This is a genomic window from Microbulbifer regidiadema (SeqCode), from assembly GCF_052467605.1.
The window spans coordinates 2,135,947-2,153,152 of sequence record NZ_CP174316.1 but is presented as its reverse complement, the minus strand read 5'-3'; the positions used below and the strand labels follow the sequence as shown (position 1 = coordinate 2,153,152).

The window sequence follows — 17,206 nt, the reverse complement described above, 5'->3', positions numbered from 1 at the left end:
CCACAGAGAGCTGCGGGGGTATTTTCAAGGGGTTGTATAGTCACTTAATGACCAACAGTGAGGATGATAAATCATGCAAATGCTTTTCAAGTTAAATCGCACCGTATTGAGAAAGGTACTGGTCTTACTTTTATTGTTGCCGAGTGCTGTTTGGGCGGCGGCTGTGCCGGGACAAAAAGCGCCGCCGTTTTCTGCCGTGGATGCGCTAGGGAATACCCATAAGCTTGCCGATTACGCTGGTCAATGGCTGGTTATTGAGTGGTTTAATAAAGATTGCCCCTATGTTAAAAAACATTATGCTAGCGGTAATATGCAGTCCCTACAAAAAAAGTATACCGAACAGAAAGTTAATTGGCTTACAGTAATTTCTTCCGCTAAAGGGAAGCAGGGGTATTTAGAGCCCGCTCAGGCTATTGCTGTTGCGGAGGACCATAACCTCGGTGCCAGTGTGCCACTTTTATTAGATATCCATGGGGTTATGGGCCGTGCCTATGGAGCAAAGACGACACCACATATGTTTATTGTTAATCCCCAGGGGGAGGTCGTATATGCCGGAGCCATTGACGACAATGACTCAGCTAATCCCGCTGTGATCGCAAGCTCATATAACTATGTTTCAGCGGCACTCGATGCTTCATTAAAAGGATTGGCGGTACCTAAGGCCTCGTCCCGTGCCTATGGCTGTAGTGTGAAGTACTAAGAGAGGGCATTTGGAGTGGGAACCGTTCTCTATAGATATCTCATTAAAACGCTGATATTTATCCTATTGGCGGTAATGATGGTTACTGCCGTAGGTTATTTCCAGCAGAGGGAGGTTCCCAAGGATCAGGTGCCCCTATTGGAGGGGCACTCCCTTAATGGGGAGCTTATTGATCTAAAACAAATGTACCCTAAAGGCCCTGTGCTGATTTATTTCTGGGCAACCTGGTGCCCTTACTGTCGTATCGTTTCTCCGGCAGTGACGGAGTTATCCCGGGATCATCAGGTTATTGGAATTGCGATGCAGTCTGGGGGGGAGGCATCGGTTGCCGCATATATGCGGGATCATGACATCAACTTTCCTTCAATAAATGATCCACAGGGCATTTTGAGTGCACAGTGGGGTGTGAAAGTGACGCCAACCTTACTAATAGTCGGCACCGATGGGCAAGTTGCCTGGGTAACTAGCGGTGCTACCTCGAAGTTGGGTTTGCAGTTGCGTTTAAAAATGACGAAGTAACCTGCCAAATTTAAGATTTTTTCGTGACACGATTTTCCTAGCCCAGAGACGCTGGAATTATCTTACGCAGACAGAAGCTGTCCCAGCGGATAAGCATTCTATAATGTTTTAAGGCTCTGTCTCTTGCGCGGGAGAATGGCGTGTCAGTTATTGATTCTTTTGATTATCAAGATCTGGATGCGCAACGAGTAGGGCGTTTTGACTTTGGTATTAATACCACTTTTATTATTTATCGTTTGGGTGACACTATAGTTGATACTGGACCCAGTAACCAGTGGAGGTATGTGAAATGGTTTGTGAAGAACAAGCCATTTAAACAGCTGGTGCTTACCCATCACCATGAGGATCACAGTGGTAATGCCGGAGCGATTTATAAATTGACTGGCATCCAGCCCAGAGCGCCCAAGGCAACGATTGAAATCTTGAAGAGAGGATTTCGCATACCGCCTATCCAGATGCTTATCTGGGGGAAAGCGGGGCGGGCCGAGGCGGCGCCACTGCCCAAAGAGTTGAAGTTTGCCGGTGAAAAAGTCACTGCGATCCCCACGCCTGGGCACGCAAAGGATATGACTTGTTATTTGCTTAATGATAGAGGCTGGGTATTTACCGCTGACTTATATGTCGCTAGCCATTTAAAATTGCTGCGCAAGGATGAAAGTATTCCAACCTTAATGGAAAGTATCAGCAAATTACTTTGTTATGATTTTGATACCATGCTATGCCCTCACCGGGGAGTTGTCGAGAATGGCAAGGCCCGATTGCAGGCTAAGTATGATTATTTGATGAATTTGGCCGTTAAAGCGCGGGAGCTTGAGCGTCAGGGATTGCCACTGAATGAAATCACTTATCGTTTGCTAGGTAGAGAAACTCTGATGAGTTTACTATCGGGATATAATTTCAGTAAGAAGAATCTAATTGCCTCCTGTATGCGTTTTGATCCCTCTCAAACCCCAGGATCTTAAATTCTGGTGAGAGTATTATTTTTTTTGGTGTTTATGATTTGTTTGGGTGATATCTAGGTTCAATTTTTTTATGTTGGGGGTATCTGGGTAATAAGAGGACTTGGTTTATGGCTAAGGAAAAAGCGTTTATACCGGAAGATGTGCTGCCTGATAGTGAGGATTTTGCTGTTATCGATGGTATTCAGGTGCGTAAGGGCTCTATCTTTGCCGCACTCAAAAATATCGACATGTTGGAAAAGGGTACCAATAAGCAGCAGGAGTTAGCACTTGAGCAGCTGGAAACGTTGGCTCCTGCTCTTATCGCGTTAGGACTTCATAAGCACTTCCAGTGTCGCAATAAGACAGTTGAAACACTGCTCTTGCAAGCGGGACAGAATTTGGAGGCCGCTAAAGGGCGTTCTGACTAATTCCGCCCTAGATGAGAAGGTATTAAAAATAGCAGTGCCGCAATTGTGGGCTGTAAGGTCCAGTCTTGCGGTAGAGAGGCTCATACTTTGCGCTGTAGCTTCATAAGCGGACAAGATATTTCCACACAACCGTTTGTTGAGTGTCGCCGCTGTTGATAGGGAGAGGTCTTATGGTGTTACTCCAGAGCCCTTGCAGTGTGGCTTATTTATGTTTAAGAATAGTTTTCTCAATTTTGGCAAAAGTGAGCAAATGAGTTCTAACTTATGAGGAAGGTTGGTCTGCTCGGCGGGATGAGCTGGGAAAGTACGGCAATTTATTATCGGCTTATTAATGAGGGGGTGGCACGGAAGTTGGGGGGGCTGCACTCTGCGGAAATTTTACTGCACAGCGTCGATTTTGAAAAAATTGCCAAATTACAAATGGAAGGGGCCTGGCAACAGGCGGGCAAGTTACTGGTTGAGGCGGCAACGGGTCTAGAGAGGGCCGGTGCTGAGGGCCTGTTATTGTGCACCAATACGATGCACAAAGTTGCTGGGGATATTGTTGATTCAATCGGTGTGCCCTTTTTACATATTGGCGATGCTACCGCTGAGGTGCTTATTGAGCGGGGAATAAAAAGGGTCGGTTTATTGGCTACAGCTTTTACCATGGAGCAAGACTTCTATCGTGGCTATATGCAGGAGAAATACGGTATTGAGGTTTTGATTCCAGAGCCCCGCGATAGGGAGATTGTTCACCGGGTCATCTATGAGGAGCTGTGCCGGGGGGAGGTTCTAAATCCCTCAAAAAAGGAGTTTATACGTATCGCTGATACGCTATCTAAGCGGGGCGCAGAGGGCGTCATTCTTGGGTGTACAGAGATCTGTATGTTGCTTTCACAGGAGGACACCTCTATCCCCTTGATGAACTCGACCGAGATTCATGCGCAGGCGGCGGTTAAGTTTGCGCTCAATTATTGAACAGATAGGCGGGTTTCCCCGGGACTCTTCGGATCAATCGGTTGTGTGATTAGCTGCTCATCATAGGTGCTATAAAATTGATTGGTTCGTTTCTGGGGGTATCGGTGGCGTGACTCTACGACCATTCGGCCGGAAGAACCTCTGTATCACTGCACAATATCTATACAGGCGCCCTGTAGGGCTTTCTGGGGCGATCTAACACCGCTGCTATTGATAGGCGGATCAGTTTTAGCGAAATCTGCCTAACAATTGCTGATGAGGCCGCTTGCAATAGGGAGATATCTCTGCATATTTCTCTATAAGAGTGATATTTATATCGATTTTAGGTGAACTTAATACTTTTGTATTATTTGAAATCCTTAAATAGGTTTGATTTATCCTCACTTAAAGTTATTATTTGTAATATCTTACCTATAAAAATTCTCCATTATTTTTTGTCTCGGTAATTGAATTTTATTTAATCGCTTAATTGAGTGTTATCCATAATTGGCACTATTGTCAGTATGTGGATTTATGTCTACTTCTAATTCTTCATATTCCTTTTTTCTTGTTGCAAATTACTGTTTTTCTGGCATTTTCTCTGCTTGTCATACTTCTTGCAGTGAATGTATTGGTGGTAATCTTCCCCTGCGTGAACAAGCTTTTAAGTGCGTAAAAAAGTTTTTGTTGATCTCCAGAGGTATTGCCTTACATAGCCAACTTATTTTTGCTGTGTCACTTGAGTTGGCTCAAGTGAAGGCTGGTTGGTTCCGCTTGGAAGATAAGAAGAGATAACTAAAACAGGGTATTTTTCCTATGACTGAAAAAAAGAAGCGCTGGCTAGCTGCCTGTAGCGCCCCCTCTCTGTTGGCAGTGACGATTGCCGCAGCAAGTAGTCCCACTATCGCTGAAGATGCACTTCTCGAAGAAGTTATCACTATCGGTACTCGAGTCGAAGGGCGCTCCGCTACAGACTCCTCCGCTCCTATCGATATTGTGACTGGTGAGGAGTTTGTGAATCAGGGAGACGGAGATCTCAACAATTTGCTCCGAAACGTTGTTCCATCCTACAACGTTAATGCAAAACCCATTTCTGATGCGGCTTCAATTGTGCGCCCGGCCAACCTGCGTGGACTGCCACCCGATAGCACACTGGTTCTGGTTAACGGCAAGCGCCGCCACCGCGCTGCCGTTATTTCTTTCCTCGGCAGCGGTGTGTCCGATGGCGCTCAGGGACCGGATATTTCTGCTATTCCGGCAATTGCACTTAAACAGGTCGAGGTCCTGCGCGATGGTGCTGCGGCCCAATACGGTTCTGATGCGATCGCGGGGGTTATCAACTTCCAGCTGAAGGATGCGGCGGAAGGGGGCATGATCGAGGTTAAGCATGCAACCACAGCGGAAGGTGATGGAGATCAGAGCACGATTGCCACCAACTTTGGTTTGCCGTTAACCGATTCCGGCTTTGTGAATGTAAGTCTTGAGTACCGTCAACAGGATTCTACCAGCCGCAGCGTGCAGCGCGATGATGCCGCCCAGTTAATTGCCGATGGCAATACTTATGTCGCCGATCCCGCACAAATCTGGGGGCAGCCAGAAGTTAATGACGACACCAAATTCTTTATTAACAGCGCTATAGAGCTCAGTGATAGCGCGGAGCTCTATGCCTTTGGTAATTACACCAGCCGCGAAACGGATGGAGGCTTTTACTTCCGAAATCCGGAAACCCGCCCCGGTGTTTACGCGCTCGATGATGAGCCCTTAATTGGTGACCTGGATGCCAGCAACGGCATTGATGATTGTGTGGGAATGACCCATGAGGCCGCACAGTCTAGTGATGAGTGTTTCTCTTTTACTGAAATGTTCCCCGGCGGATTCACCCCCCGCTTTGGTGGCGAGCTTGAGGACTACTCTGCGGTCTTTGGTATTCGCGGTGAACTTGCCAACGGTATTGGCTACGATGTGAGCGCCAGTAACGGGCACAACGAAGTAGACTTCCTTATTTACAATACCGTTAACGCCACGCTTGGCCCTGATAGCCCTACCCGATTTAGTCCGGGGGGCTATGTTCAGGATGAAACCAATTTCAATATTGATTTAAGTAAAAGTATTGAAATGTCTGGTATGCCACTGTTTATGGCCGCAGGCTTTGAGTGGCGTGAGGAAGAGTTTGAAGTAAAAATGGGGGATACGGCATCCTGGCAGGTGGGTGACCTGGCAGAGCAGGGATTCCTGATCGGCTCAAACGGATTCTCTGGCTTTGGCCCCGAAGTGGTAGGAACGTTTGATCGGGATAATATTGCGCTTTACTCCGATTTTGAACTCGAAGTGAATGATGCTCTGCGCCTGGGTACCGCCCTGCGTTGGGAGGACTTCTCTGACTTCGGTGATACTTCGAATTACAAGTTGTCAGCCCACTACACCATCAATGACGCTATTGCCCTGCGCTCCACCGTGAGCACCGGTTTCCGCGCACCGACCCCGGGCCAGTCCAATATTACCAATGTCACTACGGCCTATACCAATGGTGCACTGGCTAATCGGGGCACAATTCCTGCTACCAACCCGATTGCGGTACTGAAAGGCGGCAAGCAGTTGCAGCCGGAGGAATCCAAGAGCTTTACGGTTGGTGCCATTATCGCAGCGGGTGATTGGGACATTACTCTGGACTACTTCCAGATCGCGGTAACCGATCGGATTACTCAGTCTGCTAACCAAGAGTTGACGGATGAAGAGCGCGCTCAGTTGGTCGCTGACGGTATCAGTGGTGCTGATTCTCTGGAGTACTTCCGTTTCTACACCAATGACTTCGACACCAAGACCCGAGGTGTCGATCTGGTAGCCACTTATCCGCTGGGTGAGGCAACAGATTTCAATCTGGCCATGAACTGGACCGAAACTGAGGTCACCGACTACAGCACAGAGACCATGGATGAGATGCGTATCCGACAGCTGGAAGAGGGCTTGCCTGAAGTGCGCGGCAATGCCTCTATCACCCATGCGGGGGATAGCTGGCGCGGTCTAGTGCGACTCAACTACTACGGTAGCTACTGGGAAGCACACCTGGATGATTACAGCTTGCCCATTGATGCCGGTGATGAGTGGACCGTGGATATTGAAGCCGCCTATGACTTCAATGACTCCATGACCTTAATTGCTGGTGCGGAAAACGTGTTCAACAACTACCCAGACAAGAACCCCTGGTCTGGAGTTGCTGGTGCTGAGTATCCAGAAACGGCCCCAATGGGATTCAATGGCGCTCTATATTACGTAAGAGCACAGTATGAATTCTAATAACTGCTAGCTGGGCTTCTGAAGTTATAGTTGGCTAACCCGGTATTTTATTCCGGATTAGTCGATTATAGAGTTGCCTGACGATAAATCCCGCTGGAGACGGCGGGATTTTTACTTATCCCAATAGCGAATTTCTAGCCTTTGATAAACTAATGCACTCCTTGTGCTGTATTTACTTTTACTCCTCGCAAGCTCCCTTCATTTTTATAGCTTCGATTGCAGCATATACCGCCTTATAGAGCTTTAAGGGTTGGCTTTCAACCTGTACTCGCTCTTTCTCTGTATCTCCTTAATACAATTTAGGGGAGCGATTTTCGGAAGCTTTGCTTGGGTATCTATATTGCGTAGCTTATTGATTAAGAGTGTGCCCACCGTTAGTGGGCGGGAGCACTCGTCTGCCTTATCTATAAGAGCGATGTCTATAGTTTTTTTAGCTGGAATTAACACATCTGTTCCATATATAATATTCAAATATATTTAATTTCTTGCTTGAGAGTGATACTTAAAATATTTCCACTATAAGGATGAATGCTGGATATTTTTTACAGGTTATTAAATTTTACTTAAGCACTTAATGGGATTTAAAAGCCTATTGGCACTTTTGTCAGTATCTAAGCTTGTGTCTTGCTCTAGTTCTCAATATTTATTTTTTCTTGTTGTAAATCACACTTTTCTAGCATTTTCTTTGGTTGTCACGCTTCTTGCCATGAATGTATTAGTGGTAACCTGCCCCTGCGTGAACAAGCTTTTAAATACGTAAAAACTTTTTTTAATCTCCAGGGGTGCACCTCAAATAGCCGATTTATTTTTACTTTATTGCCCGGGTTAGGGTAAGTGAAGATTGGCTAGTCTCGCCCGGAGGAAGATAAGAAGAGATAACTAAAACAGGATGTTTTTTCTATGTATGAAAAAAAGAAGCGCTGGCTAGCTGCCAGTAGCGCCCCCTCTCTGCTGGCAGTGACGATTGCCGCAGCAAGTAGTCCCGCTATCGCTCAAGACGCAATTCTCGAAGAAGTTATCACTATCGGTACTCGAGTCGAAGGGCGCTCTGCTACAGACTCTTCCGCTCCCATTGATATCATGACAGGCGAAGAGTTCATGAATCAGGGAGATGGAGATCTCAGTAATTTGCTCCGAAACGTTGTTCCATCCTACAACGTTAATACGCAGGCCATTGCCGATGCGGCTGCAATTGTACGCCCCGCCAACCTGCGTGGACTGCCGTCCGATAGCACACTGGTTCTGGTCAATGGCAAGCGCCGTCACCGCGCTGCCGTTATCTCTTTCCTTGGTGCCGGTGTTTCCGATGGGGCCCAAGGGCCGGATATTTCTGCCATTCCGTCGATTGCACTTAAACAGGTCGAGGTCCTGCGCGATGGTGCCGCAGCTCAATACGGCTCTGATGCGATTGCGGGGGTTATCAACTTCCAGCTAAAGGATGACGCGGGAGGTGGCACTGTTGAAGTTAAGCATGCAACCACTGCTGAAGGCGATGGGGATCAGAGCACGGTTGCCACCAATTTTGGTTTGCCGCTAACTGACTCCGGCTTTGTGAATGTAAGTCTTGAGTATCGTCAGCAGGACTCTACCAGCCGCAGTGTGCAGCGCGATGATGCTGCCCAGTTAATTGCCGATGGCAATACTTATGTCGCCGATCCCGCGCAAAACTGGGGTCAGCCAGAAGTTAATGACGATACCAAATTCTTTATCAATAGTGCTATAGAGTTGAGTGATAGTGCGGAGCTCTATGCCTTTGGTAATTATGCCAGCCGCGAAACGGATGGAGGCTTTTTCTTCCGAAATCCGGAAACCCGCTCCGGTGTCTACGCGAGTAATGGCGAGCCCTTGATTGGCGACCTCGATGCCAGCAACGGCATTGATGATTGTGTGGGGATGACCCATGAGGCCGCACAGTCCAGTGATGAGTGTTTCTCTTTCACTGAAGTGTTCCCCGGTGGATTCGCTCCCCGTTTTGGCGGCGAGCTTGAAGACTACTCTGCGGTATTCGGTATTCGTGGTGAACTCGCCAACGGTATTGGCTACGATGTGAGCGCCAGTAACGGGCACAACGAAGTAGACTTCGTTATTTACAACACCCTTAACGCCTCGCTTGGCCCTGATAGCCCCACCCGTTTTAATCCAGGGGGTTACGTTCAGGATGAAACCAATTTCAATATTGATTTAACCAAAAGTATTGAAATGTCTGGCATGCCGCTGTTTATGGCCGCAGGCTTTGAGTGGCGTGAAGAAGAGTTTGAAGTCAAACAGGGTGATACTGCATCCTGGCAGGTGGGCGATCTGGCTGAGCAGGGATTCGCAATTGGTTCAAACGGATTCTCTGGCTTTGGTACGGAAGTGACCGGCACTTTTGATCGGGATAATATTGCGCTTTACTCCGATTTTGAACTCGAAGTGAGCGATGCCTTGCGCTTGGGTACGGCTCTGCGCTGGGAGGACTTCTCTGACTTCGGCGATACTTCCAATTTCAAGTTGTCAGCTCACTACACCATCAATGACGCTATTGCCCTGCGCTCCACCGTGAGTACCGGCTTCCGCGCACCGACCCCGGGTCAGTCCAATATTAGCAATGTCACTACGGCCTATACCAACGGTGCACTGGCTAACCGAGGCACAATTCCTGCTACCAACCCGATTGCGGTACTGAAGGGCGGTGAGCAGTTGCAGCCGGAGGAATCCAAGAGCTTTACGGTTGGTGCCATTATCGCAGCGGGTGATTGGGATATTACTCTGGACTACTTCCAGATCTCGGTAACCGATCGGATCACCCAGTCTGCCGACCAGATGCTGACCGATGAAGAGCGCGCTCAGTTGGTCGCTGATGGTATCAGTGGTGCTGATTCTTTGGAGTACTTCCGTTTCTACACCAATGACTTCGATACCAAGACCCGAGGTGTCGATCTGGTAGCCACTTACCCGCTGGGTGAGGCAACAGACTTCAATCTGGCCATGAACTGGACCAAAACTGAGGTTACCGACTACAGCACAGATACCATGGATGACATGCGTATCCAACAGCTGGAAGGCGGTTTGCCTGAAGTGCGCGGTAATGCCTCTATCACCCACGCGGCAGATAACTGGCGCGGTCTGGTACGACTCAACTACTACGGTGGCTACTGGGAGGCACACCTGGATAATTACAGTCTGCCCATTGATGCTGGTGATGAGTGGACCGTGGATATTGAGGTTGCCTACGACTTGAGTGGCTCTATCAGCTTAATAGCGGGTGCGGAAAACGTCTTCAACAACTATCCAGATAAAAACCCCTGGTCTGGTGTTGCTGGTGCTGAGTATCCTGAAACAGCCCCAATGGGCTACAACGGCGCTCTATACTACGTAAGAGGGCAGTATGAGTTCTAACAACGGCTAGCTAGCGTTGTGAATTTATAGTTGGCTAACCCGGGTAGTTTTATCCTGGATTAGCCGATTATAGAGTTGCCTGAGGATAAATCCCGCTGGAGACAGCGGGATTTTCACATATCCCACAGTGAATTGGTGGCCATTGATAAGGTAATACGCTCCTTGTCCTGTATTTGCTTTAAGTCCTCGAAAACTTCCTTCACCTCCATAGACTCGATGGCACCATATACCGCCTGATAGAGCTCTGAGAAATAGCGGTCGACTTCCCGGCCCATATTATTGATCTCACGGATTGTGGGGGGATCGCTCAATTTGAGGCGCCGAACAAAGTCATTGGCGCTTTCTTCATGGGTGTATTGCAACCATGTCTTCATAACTTTATTTTGAGCGACATCGCTGTAGTTTTGCAGATTTTTTGCCATTCTCTGCTCATGCTCAAGCATATGCTTTAGGAGTAACTGGGTTCGGTAGTCCTCTGATTTTTCTAATAAGGTCTCGTAGGCAGTTGCCATTTCCAGATGGAATCTCTCAGCATCCTGAATGACTTCAAATGCTTGTTTAAAAGTCTTCATATACATACCCTCTGATGGCCAGGTTGTCTCCTGGGCCTTAAAATAATTTTTACATCGGCGTTCAGTCTTTACTTTATAGAGCATTTATCCAGTTAATAAGAATTTGTGGAAAAATTCCGAACAAAACCAGTGCAGCGGAAAGGCTTGCGATTAAAACTTGTCCCGAAGTCGTAATTTGTAAGGTTTCAGTGTGGTTGTTGACGTCAGCGGCATCTCTTTGCACCATCGTAAGGAGCAGGCGGAGGTAGTAGAAAAGCCCCAAAGCACTGCCAATAACAACACCGGCTAGCAGGGGCCACATTTTGCCCTCAACGCCGGCGCTAAATACATAGAACTTTCCAATAAACCCAATGGTTAGCGGAATGCCGGCGAGGGATAAAAGCATCAGGGCGAAACAGCTAGCCAACCAGGGGCTGCGCCAGAGTAGACCTCGATAAAAATCCCGGTGGTAAGTCTCATCGGCGTTACGGGTTTTACCATTGCCCAATTGAGCGGCCTCGGCAGAGTCGGCAATCAGGCCAATAATGGCAAAAGCGCCAAGTGTGGTAATAACGTAGGCGACCATATAATAAATTACCGCCTCAGTGCCAAATGAGCTGTTGCCAATAATAAATGCCACTATGAGGTAGCCGATATGGCCGATTGATGAGTAGGCCAGCAGCCGTTTGACGTCGCTTTGCATTAACGCCAATAAATTCCCGATCAGCATACTGGCGATAGCCGCGATTGATAGTAAGTCAATCAGGATAGGGCTTTGATAGAGGTTTAAGACATTAAAGAATCGCAATAAAAAGGCAATGACTGCTGTTTTTCCCACGGTGGCGATCAATGCGGTTACTGGGGTAGGCGCGCCCTGGAAGACATCGGGTGTCCAGATATGGAATGGAACCAGTGATAGTTTAAAAGCGACAGAAATGACCAGCAGAGTCGTGCCGGTGGCAAAAAGCGCAGACGTTTGGGAAAGATCCTGCATGCGTGTCGCGATGCTGCCAAAATCCACTGCCCCAGATGCGGCGTAAATGAGTGCGATACCAAATAAGCCGAGAGCTGTGGATAGCGCCGATAAAATTAAGTATTTAAAGGCAGATTCCAGGGAATTTAGCTGGTCTTTCTTTGAGGATAGGTTGCCATTCACTATAAAACCCAGTAAGGGATACAGTGCAAGACTGACTAACTCGATACTGAGAAAAAAACTGGCAAAGTGGTTGGAAAATACCAGAGTGGTTGCCCCTAAAATGGACAACAACAGCAGAATGTAAAACTCTTCGGGATAACTATCCGGATTGCGATTGAGGTCGCAGCGAAGTTTTAAGTAGTTGTAGCCCAAAATACTGACCGCGATTGCTGTAACCAGTATCAATAGACAAAAGAAAAGTGCATTGTAGTCGATAGATAAAAGAGCGGTGACCTGAATGGAACCATTATTGGCCGGCAGGCTAGCGCCAACCCAGAAACAGGAAATAATAGTTGCCGTCAAAGTGATGAGGGTTGTGATTAATGCACCTGTGTGATGCCTCCAGAAAGATACTTGGAGGAGTAAAAATACGATGCCGGCACTAATTAGCAACAGCGGCAGTATAGAAAATAGTTCTTGGGCACTCATAGAGATGTACCTGTAGTTGCACCTTTCACCGCAGGAGAGGGTTGCTTGGCTGAAGCCTCCGGGTTTGCTTTCTGAACCACGCTGTTTTCTTGCTTGGAGACCTGGAGTCTTTGTATGGATTGGGCAATAGCGGGCTCGGCGATATCAAAAATGGGCTGGGGCCTAAGCCCAAAGATAACGAGTAATACCGCCAGGGAAAGCAGCGCAGAAACCTCCCTGAGACTCAAATCACTGACAGTTTTCCCCTCAGTAACAGGCTTTAATTTCTCATTGATGCCACCAAAGAAGACACGCTGCATCATCAGGAGCGCATAGAGTGCGGCGCCTATAAGCCCGATGGCTGCGATCACCGTTATCCAGTGATTGGCTTTGAAGCTGCCAACGAGTACCAGGAACTCGGCAATAAAGTTACCCAGCCCAGGCAGCCCCAAAGAGGCGACGGCAAAGAAGAGCGCAATAGCGGATAGTTTTGGTAGTAGAGGCCAGATGCCACCGAGCTGGCTCATATCCCGGGTATGCAGCCGGTGCTGCAATGCCCCTACCAGAGCAAAAAGTGCGGCAGTACTCAGGCCGTGGGCAATCATTTGCATCACAGCACCCTGTAGGGCGATGCTATTTAGTGCGTAGAGCCCCAGAAGAACAAAGCCCATATGGCTCACACTGGAGTAGGCGACCAGCCGCTTCATATCCTTTTGTGCGAAGGCCAGCGATGCACCGTAGACCACACTGATGGCCCCGAGGGTCATTGCCACTGGTGCAAACGCTTGCGAACTCTCCGGGAACAGGGGCAGAGTAAATCGCAGCAAACCATAGGCGCCGGTTTTTAGCAGAATAGCTGCCAGTAGAATACTGCCGGCGGTAGGTGCCTGGGTATGGGCATCGGGCAGCCAGGTGTGGAAGGGCAGTGCTGGTAGTTTGACGATAAAGGCAATAAAAAACCCGAGCATCAACCAGTAAGCTGCGCTCGCAGACAATTGCGCGCCGAGCAACTCAGTGTAGTTGAAGGTCAATTGTCCGCTATTACGGTAGTGAATAAAGGCCAGGGCAACGATAGCAATCAGCATTAACAAGCTGCTTGCCTGAGTAAAAATAAAGAACTTGATCGCGGCGTAGATTCTTCCCTCATAACCCCAAACTGCGATCAGCAGCAGCATGGGAATCAGCATCACCTCCCAGAAGAAAAAGAACAAAAAGAGGTCGATCGCGGTAAAGACACCGACAATACCGGCCAGGGTCCACAGGTAGTTGAAATAAAAAAATCCCCGCCGGAAATTGATATCATTCCAGGTCATTATTAACCCGAAGATACCCATTCCCATAGTCAGTAACAGCATCAAAAAGCTGAGCCCATCAATGGCTAGGTGAAAGCTGATACCGAAGCGGGGTATCCAGGCTAGCATAAGGCTATCCCACCACAGGTTGTCCGCCGCAACAGTGCTGCTGTCTACCTGGGGGAAGTAGCGGACTAACAAGAGGGATGCAATAATCAGGGAAATCAGGCTGATCCAGCGCCCGCCCTCATAGAGATATCTCTCCGCCAGCCAAGCTAATATTCCCCCTGCAAATAGAATAATAATTATTGCCAGTAATGTCATAGAGCCACCAGAAGGGCTAGGAATAAAATTGATCCGGCTACAAAGGTGGCTAAATACCAGCGTATCTGCCCGTTCTGTGATGAACTGAGCGCATTATTTAATTGTGCGCTCAATGAGGCCGTCCCTTTGTAGATACTATCGATAATGTCTTTGCGGTTGAGGGCGGTGATGACCTTGAAGGGTTTTACCAAAACGCGATCGTAGAGCGCATCAAAATGCCATCCACTCAACCAAAATTTCATTATCGGAGAGTGTTGTTCCCCCATTTTTTTCTCGTACAGGAACATTCTCCAGGCGATAAATAGGCCTATTAGTGGCATGGCTATCGCAATAGCCTCAATAAACCAGGAGTGAGGTTTATCGCCCGCAGCGCCAAAGACTCCCTGTAGGGGGGGATATAGCATTCCGCCGAAGAGTGCGAGTACAGCGAGTATCCCCAAGGGGAGAGTCATCGCGGTGTTGTTGGCGTCCTTACAGTGAGAGGAGGCGCTGCCCTCACTGCCGAAGAAGGTGAGAAATAAGACCCGAAAGCTATAAATCCCAGTGACCAGTGCCCCCAGTAGGCCGGCAAGCCAGAGCAGGTTCCCCCCTTGGTGGTACTCATAGGCACTGAGCAAAATAGAGTCTTTGCTGTAGAAACCGGAGGTAAAGGGCAGTGCTGCCAGACAGGCGCAACCGATGGCAAAGCAAATAAAAGTAAAGGGAATTTTGCGGTAGAGCCCTCCCATGGCAAAGATATTTTGCTCGTGATGGACGCTCAGGATGACCGACCCGGCAGATAGAAACAGTAAAGCCTTAAAGAACGCATGGGTCATCAGGTGGAAGACGGCCCCGGACCAGGCGCCGACGCCGAGAGCCAGGAACATATAGCCGATCTGGCTGATGGTCGAATAGGCCAGGACCCGCTTGATATCGCTTTGGGCAATCGCGCTGAAACCGGATATCAACAGGGTTAGGGCGCCGACAATCGCCACCGCCAGCATAGCGGTTTCTGACAGCTGGTAGAGCGGGTGCATACGGGCGATCAAATAGACTCCGGCCGTTACCATGGTGGCTGCGTGGATAAGGGCGCTAACTGGGGTGGGGCCCGCCATCGCATCGGGCAGCCAGGTCTGGAGTGGAATCTGGGCTGATTTACCCACCGCGCCACCCAGTAGTAGCAGCATCGCGATGGTCACCGTTTGAGTATTTACCCCGGGATTTTCCGTTGCGGCAATCAGTTGTGGAATATTCAGCGTTGAGAATTCAAAGAACAGCAGGAATAGGCCGATTGCCATGGCCGTATCGCCGATGCGAGTAACAATAAATGCTTTCTGTGCTGCGGCACCATTTGCGGCATCCTTATACCAAAATCCGATCAGTAAATAACTACACAGGCCCACGCCTTCCCAACCGAGATAGAGGAGTACCAAATTGTCTGCCATCACCAGAATTAACATGGCGCAGACAAATAAATTCAGGTAGGAAAAGTAGCGGCGGAAATCTGGGTCCTCGCGCATATATCCGGCGGAGTATAAGTGGATCAGGAATCCAACTCCGGTAATGATCATAAGCATTACCAGGGTCAGCCAGTCCACATAAAAAGTGAAGCCGAGCTGAAGCTCAGAGACTCGCACCCACTCCCAGGCGGATAGGGTGAGCACCGTGTTTGGATTTCCCAGAAAGGTGGCAAAGGTGAGGCTAAAAACCAAAAGGGCTGAGAGTCCTACACTGCCGACGCCAATCCGGCTGACTAATTTTTGTGATGGCTCCCTCTGTGTCAACAGGGGCAGGCTGGTTAAGATCAGAAAGCCGAGTAGGGGAAGCAGTGGTATCCAGGCTAGAAATCCATTCATATTAACCTCTCAATCCATTGAGTTGGTCAATATCGACCGTATGTTTTCGGTAGTAAAATTGCAATACCAGCGCCAGGGCGATTGCGATTTCCGCAGCGGCCAGGGTGACTACAAAAATAAACATCACCTGTCCATCGGCATTGCCCCAGTGTGACCCCGCAACGACAAATAGCAGTGCTGCGGCATTGGTACAGATTTCTATGCACATCAGCATAAAAATAACATTTCGTCGGATCAGTAATCCGGTTAATCCCAGGCAAAACAGGATGGAGGCCAATAGCACACCCGCTTCCAAACCCGGTGCAGATTCGATAGGCATAGTGTCACTCCGGATGAATGGTTTTTCTGTGCCGAGCCAGATGAAAGGCTCCGACAAGCCCTGCCAGAAGCAGCATTGAGGCGAGTTCGACGGCGAGGACGTAATGGCTAAAAAGAGCAATACCAACCTGTTTGGGGCCGATATAGTGGTAGGTTTGAGCGGAGGAAATTTGCCCGCTGCTAATCAGTAGAAGCAACTGGATAAGCAGTATGGCCGAGAGCAGCGCCGGCCCTATCCAGGTGTGGGGCTGCAACCAAGCTTGTTCCTGTGCAACCGCCGCATCCCCCTGATTGAGCATCATGATGACAAAAATAACCAGTACCATGATCGCGCCGGCATAAATAATAACTTCGAGGGCAGCTGCCAGGGGCGCACCAAACTGGTAGAAGATAACGGCAACAGATAGGAGCGAGGTGACAAGATAAAGTAGTGCGTGAACGGCGTTTTTGTGAAAGATAACCATGGCTGTGGAGACAATGGCAACCGCAGCAGTCAGATAGAAAGTGTAATGCACCGGGACAGCCTCTTTTTTTAGTGATTAGTCAGCGCCTTGGCTAAAGAGTCATAGATTTAAGCTCTTTACATTAATGGGTTCAGCCTCGTTTTGTGCCTCCCCTTTGTCTTTCCCCGCGATAGCCTTGCCGGCGACCTGGTAAAAGCTGTAGTCGTGATATTTACCGGGACCACTGATCAGGAGATCTTCCTTTTCATACACCATATTCTGCCGATCGTACTCGCACATCTCGAAGTCCGGTGTCAGCTGAATGGCATAGGTTGGACAGGCATCTTCACAGAGACCACACATAATGCAGCGGGAGAAGTTGATACGAAAATATTCGGGGCGCCAGCGCCCGTCGGTATCTTCTGTTTTCTGTAGGGAGATGCAATCTGGTGGGCAGGCTACAGCGCAGAGGTTGCAGGCAACGCAGCGCTCATCCCCATTGGGGTCGCGGGTGAGAACAATCCGGCCGCGATACCTCGGCGCCAGGTAGGGTTTCTCATCGGGATACTGCACGGTGACATTTTTGCGAAACAGGTGTTTAAATACCAACCACATGCTGCGAATTTGGCTTGAAATCATTC

The 17,206-nt window shown here is 48.8% G+C and carries 15 protein-coding genes; 8 read left to right on the top strand and 7 right to left on the bottom strand.

All coding sequences use genetic code 11. From position 1 onward, the window contains the following. The first annotated feature begins 73 nt into the window (after positions 1-73). The 8 genes from ACJJIF_RS10145 to ACJJIF_RS10110 all read left to right on the top strand — a co-directional run bounded on the left by ACJJIF_RS10145 (position 74) and on the right by ACJJIF_RS10110 (position 10,199). Positions 74-700: a thioredoxin family protein gene (locus ACJJIF_RS10145; protein ID WP_444932099.1), complete on the top strand. Its 627-nt coding sequence runs from the start codon at positions 74-76 to the stop codon at positions 698-700. 15 nt (positions 701-715) lie between these two features. Beyond that, positions 716-1,219, top strand: coding sequence for a protein disulfide oxidoreductase (locus ACJJIF_RS10140; RefSeq protein WP_444932098.1), 504 nt, complete (start codon positions 716-718; stop codon positions 1,217-1,219). A gap of 140 nt (positions 1,220-1,359) precedes the next feature. Next, the gene (locus ACJJIF_RS10135) at positions 1,360-2,181 is read left to right on the top strand and encodes an MBL fold metallo-hydrolase (protein WP_444932097.1); all 822 of its coding nucleotides are present in this window, start codon (positions 1,360-1,362) and stop codon (positions 2,179-2,181) included. A 107-nt stretch (positions 2,182-2,288) separates the two neighbouring features. Beyond that, positions 2,289-2,588: a hypothetical protein gene (locus tag ACJJIF_RS10130; protein ID WP_444932096.1), complete on the top strand. Its 300-nt coding sequence runs from the start codon at positions 2,289-2,291 to the stop codon at positions 2,586-2,588. A 264-nt stretch (positions 2,589-2,852) separates the two neighbouring features. After that, complete coding sequence (locus ACJJIF_RS10125) at positions 2,853-3,548, top strand: aspartate/glutamate racemase family protein (protein ID WP_444932095.1); 696 nt, start codon at positions 2,853-2,855, stop codon at positions 3,546-3,548. A gap of 513 nt (positions 3,549-4,061) precedes the next feature. Continuing rightward, a complete protein-coding gene (locus ACJJIF_RS10120; RefSeq protein ID WP_444932094.1) occupies positions 4,062-4,322 on the top strand; it encodes a hypothetical protein in 261 nt (86 codons plus the stop codon). Between the two features lie 21 nt (positions 4,323-4,343). After that, a complete protein-coding gene (locus tag ACJJIF_RS10115) occupies positions 4,344-6,821 on the top strand; it encodes a TonB-dependent receptor plug domain-containing protein (protein ID WP_444932093.1) in 2,478 nt (825 codons plus the stop codon). Between the two features lie 900 nt (positions 6,822-7,721). Then, positions 7,722-10,199, top strand: a complete 2,478-nt coding sequence (locus ACJJIF_RS10110) for a TonB-dependent receptor plug domain-containing protein (protein WP_444932092.1) — start codon at positions 7,722-7,724, stop codon at positions 10,197-10,199. Positions 10,200-10,312: 113 nt separating this feature from the next. Here ACJJIF_RS10110 and ACJJIF_RS10105 read toward each other — a convergent pair whose 3' ends face one another. The 7 genes from ACJJIF_RS10105 to nuoI form a co-directional block, all read right to left on the bottom strand. After that, positions 10,313-10,771: a hypothetical protein gene (locus tag ACJJIF_RS10105; RefSeq protein WP_444932091.1), complete on the bottom strand. Its 459-nt coding sequence runs from the start codon at positions 10,769-10,771 to the stop codon at positions 10,313-10,315. Between the two features lie 73 nt (positions 10,772-10,844). Beyond that, positions 10,845-12,374 (bottom strand): NADH-quinone oxidoreductase subunit N, encoded by a 1,530-nt coding sequence (locus ACJJIF_RS10100; protein WP_444932090.1) that lies wholly within the window; start codon positions 12,372-12,374, stop codon positions 10,845-10,847. Next, positions 12,371-13,969, bottom strand: a complete 1,599-nt coding sequence (nuoM, locus tag ACJJIF_RS10095; protein ID WP_444932089.1) for an NADH-quinone oxidoreductase subunit M — start codon at positions 13,967-13,969, stop codon at positions 12,371-12,373. Before nuoM ends, ACJJIF_RS10100 begins: the two co-directional genes overlap by 4 nt. Continuing rightward, the gene (nuoL, locus tag ACJJIF_RS10090; protein ID WP_444932088.1) at positions 13,966-15,804 is read right to left on the bottom strand and encodes an NADH-quinone oxidoreductase subunit L; all 1,839 of its coding nucleotides are present in this window, start codon (positions 15,802-15,804) and stop codon (positions 13,966-13,968) included. The genes nuoM and nuoL overlap by 4 nt, the downstream gene beginning before the upstream one ends. Position 15,805: 1 nt before the next feature. After that, complete coding sequence (nuoK, locus tag ACJJIF_RS10085) at positions 15,806-16,123, bottom strand: NADH-quinone oxidoreductase subunit NuoK (protein ID WP_444932087.1); 318 nt, start codon at positions 16,121-16,123, stop codon at positions 15,806-15,808. 4 nt (positions 16,124-16,127) lie between these two features. Continuing rightward, on the bottom strand, positions 16,128-16,637 hold the full coding sequence (gene nuoJ / locus ACJJIF_RS10080; protein ID WP_444932086.1) for an NADH-quinone oxidoreductase subunit J: 510 nt from the start codon (positions 16,635-16,637) through the stop codon (positions 16,128-16,130). A gap of 48 nt (positions 16,638-16,685) precedes the next feature. Then, positions 16,686-17,204 (bottom strand): NADH-quinone oxidoreductase subunit NuoI, encoded by a 519-nt coding sequence (gene nuoI / locus ACJJIF_RS10075; RefSeq protein ID WP_444932085.1) that lies wholly within the window; start codon positions 17,202-17,204, stop codon positions 16,686-16,688. Positions 17,205-17,206: the final 2 nt, after the last annotated feature.

Excerpts from the sequence above, each read along its gene's own strand:
- ACJJIF_RS10145 (WP_444932099.1), top strand. The coding sequence starts at position 74 with ATGCAAATGCTTTTCAAGTTAAATCGCACCGTATTGAGAAAGGTACTG.
- ACJJIF_RS10130 (WP_444932096.1), top strand. The coding sequence starts at position 2,289 with ATGGCTAAGGAAAAAGCGTTTATACCGGAAGATGTGCTGCCTGATAGT.
- ACJJIF_RS10125 (WP_444932095.1), top strand. The coding sequence starts at position 2,853 with ATGAGGAAGGTTGGTCTGCTCGGCGGGATGAGCTGGGAAAGTACGGCA.
- ACJJIF_RS10120 (WP_444932094.1), top strand. The coding sequence starts at position 4,062 with ATGTCTACTTCTAATTCTTCATATTCCTTTTTTCTTGTTGCAAATTAC.
- ACJJIF_RS10115 (WP_444932093.1), top strand. The coding sequence starts at position 4,344 with ATGACTGAAAAAAAGAAGCGCTGGCTAGCTGCCTGTAGCGCCCCCTCT.
- ACJJIF_RS10110 (WP_444932092.1), top strand. The coding sequence starts at position 7,722 with ATGTATGAAAAAAAGAAGCGCTGGCTAGCTGCCAGTAGCGCCCCCTCT.
- ACJJIF_RS10105 (WP_444932091.1), bottom strand. The coding sequence starts at position 10,771 with ATGAAGACTTTTAAACAAGCATTTGAAGTCATTCAGGATGCTGAGAGA.
- ACJJIF_RS10100 (WP_444932090.1), bottom strand. The coding sequence starts at position 12,374 with ATGAGTGCCCAAGAACTATTTTCTATACTGCCGCTGTTGCTAATTAGT.
- nuoM (WP_444932089.1), bottom strand. The coding sequence starts at position 13,969 with ATGACATTACTGGCAATAATTATTATTCTATTTGCAGGGGGAATATTA.
- nuoL (WP_444932088.1), bottom strand. The coding sequence starts at position 15,804 with ATGAATGGATTTCTAGCCTGGATACCACTGCTTCCCCTACTCGGCTTT.
- nuoK (WP_444932087.1), bottom strand. The coding sequence starts at position 16,123 with ATGCCTATCGAATCTGCACCGGGTTTGGAAGCGGGTGTGCTATTGGCC.
- nuoI (WP_444932085.1), bottom strand. The coding sequence starts at position 17,204 with ATGATTTCAAGCCAAATTCGCAGCATGTGGTTGGTATTTAAACACCTG.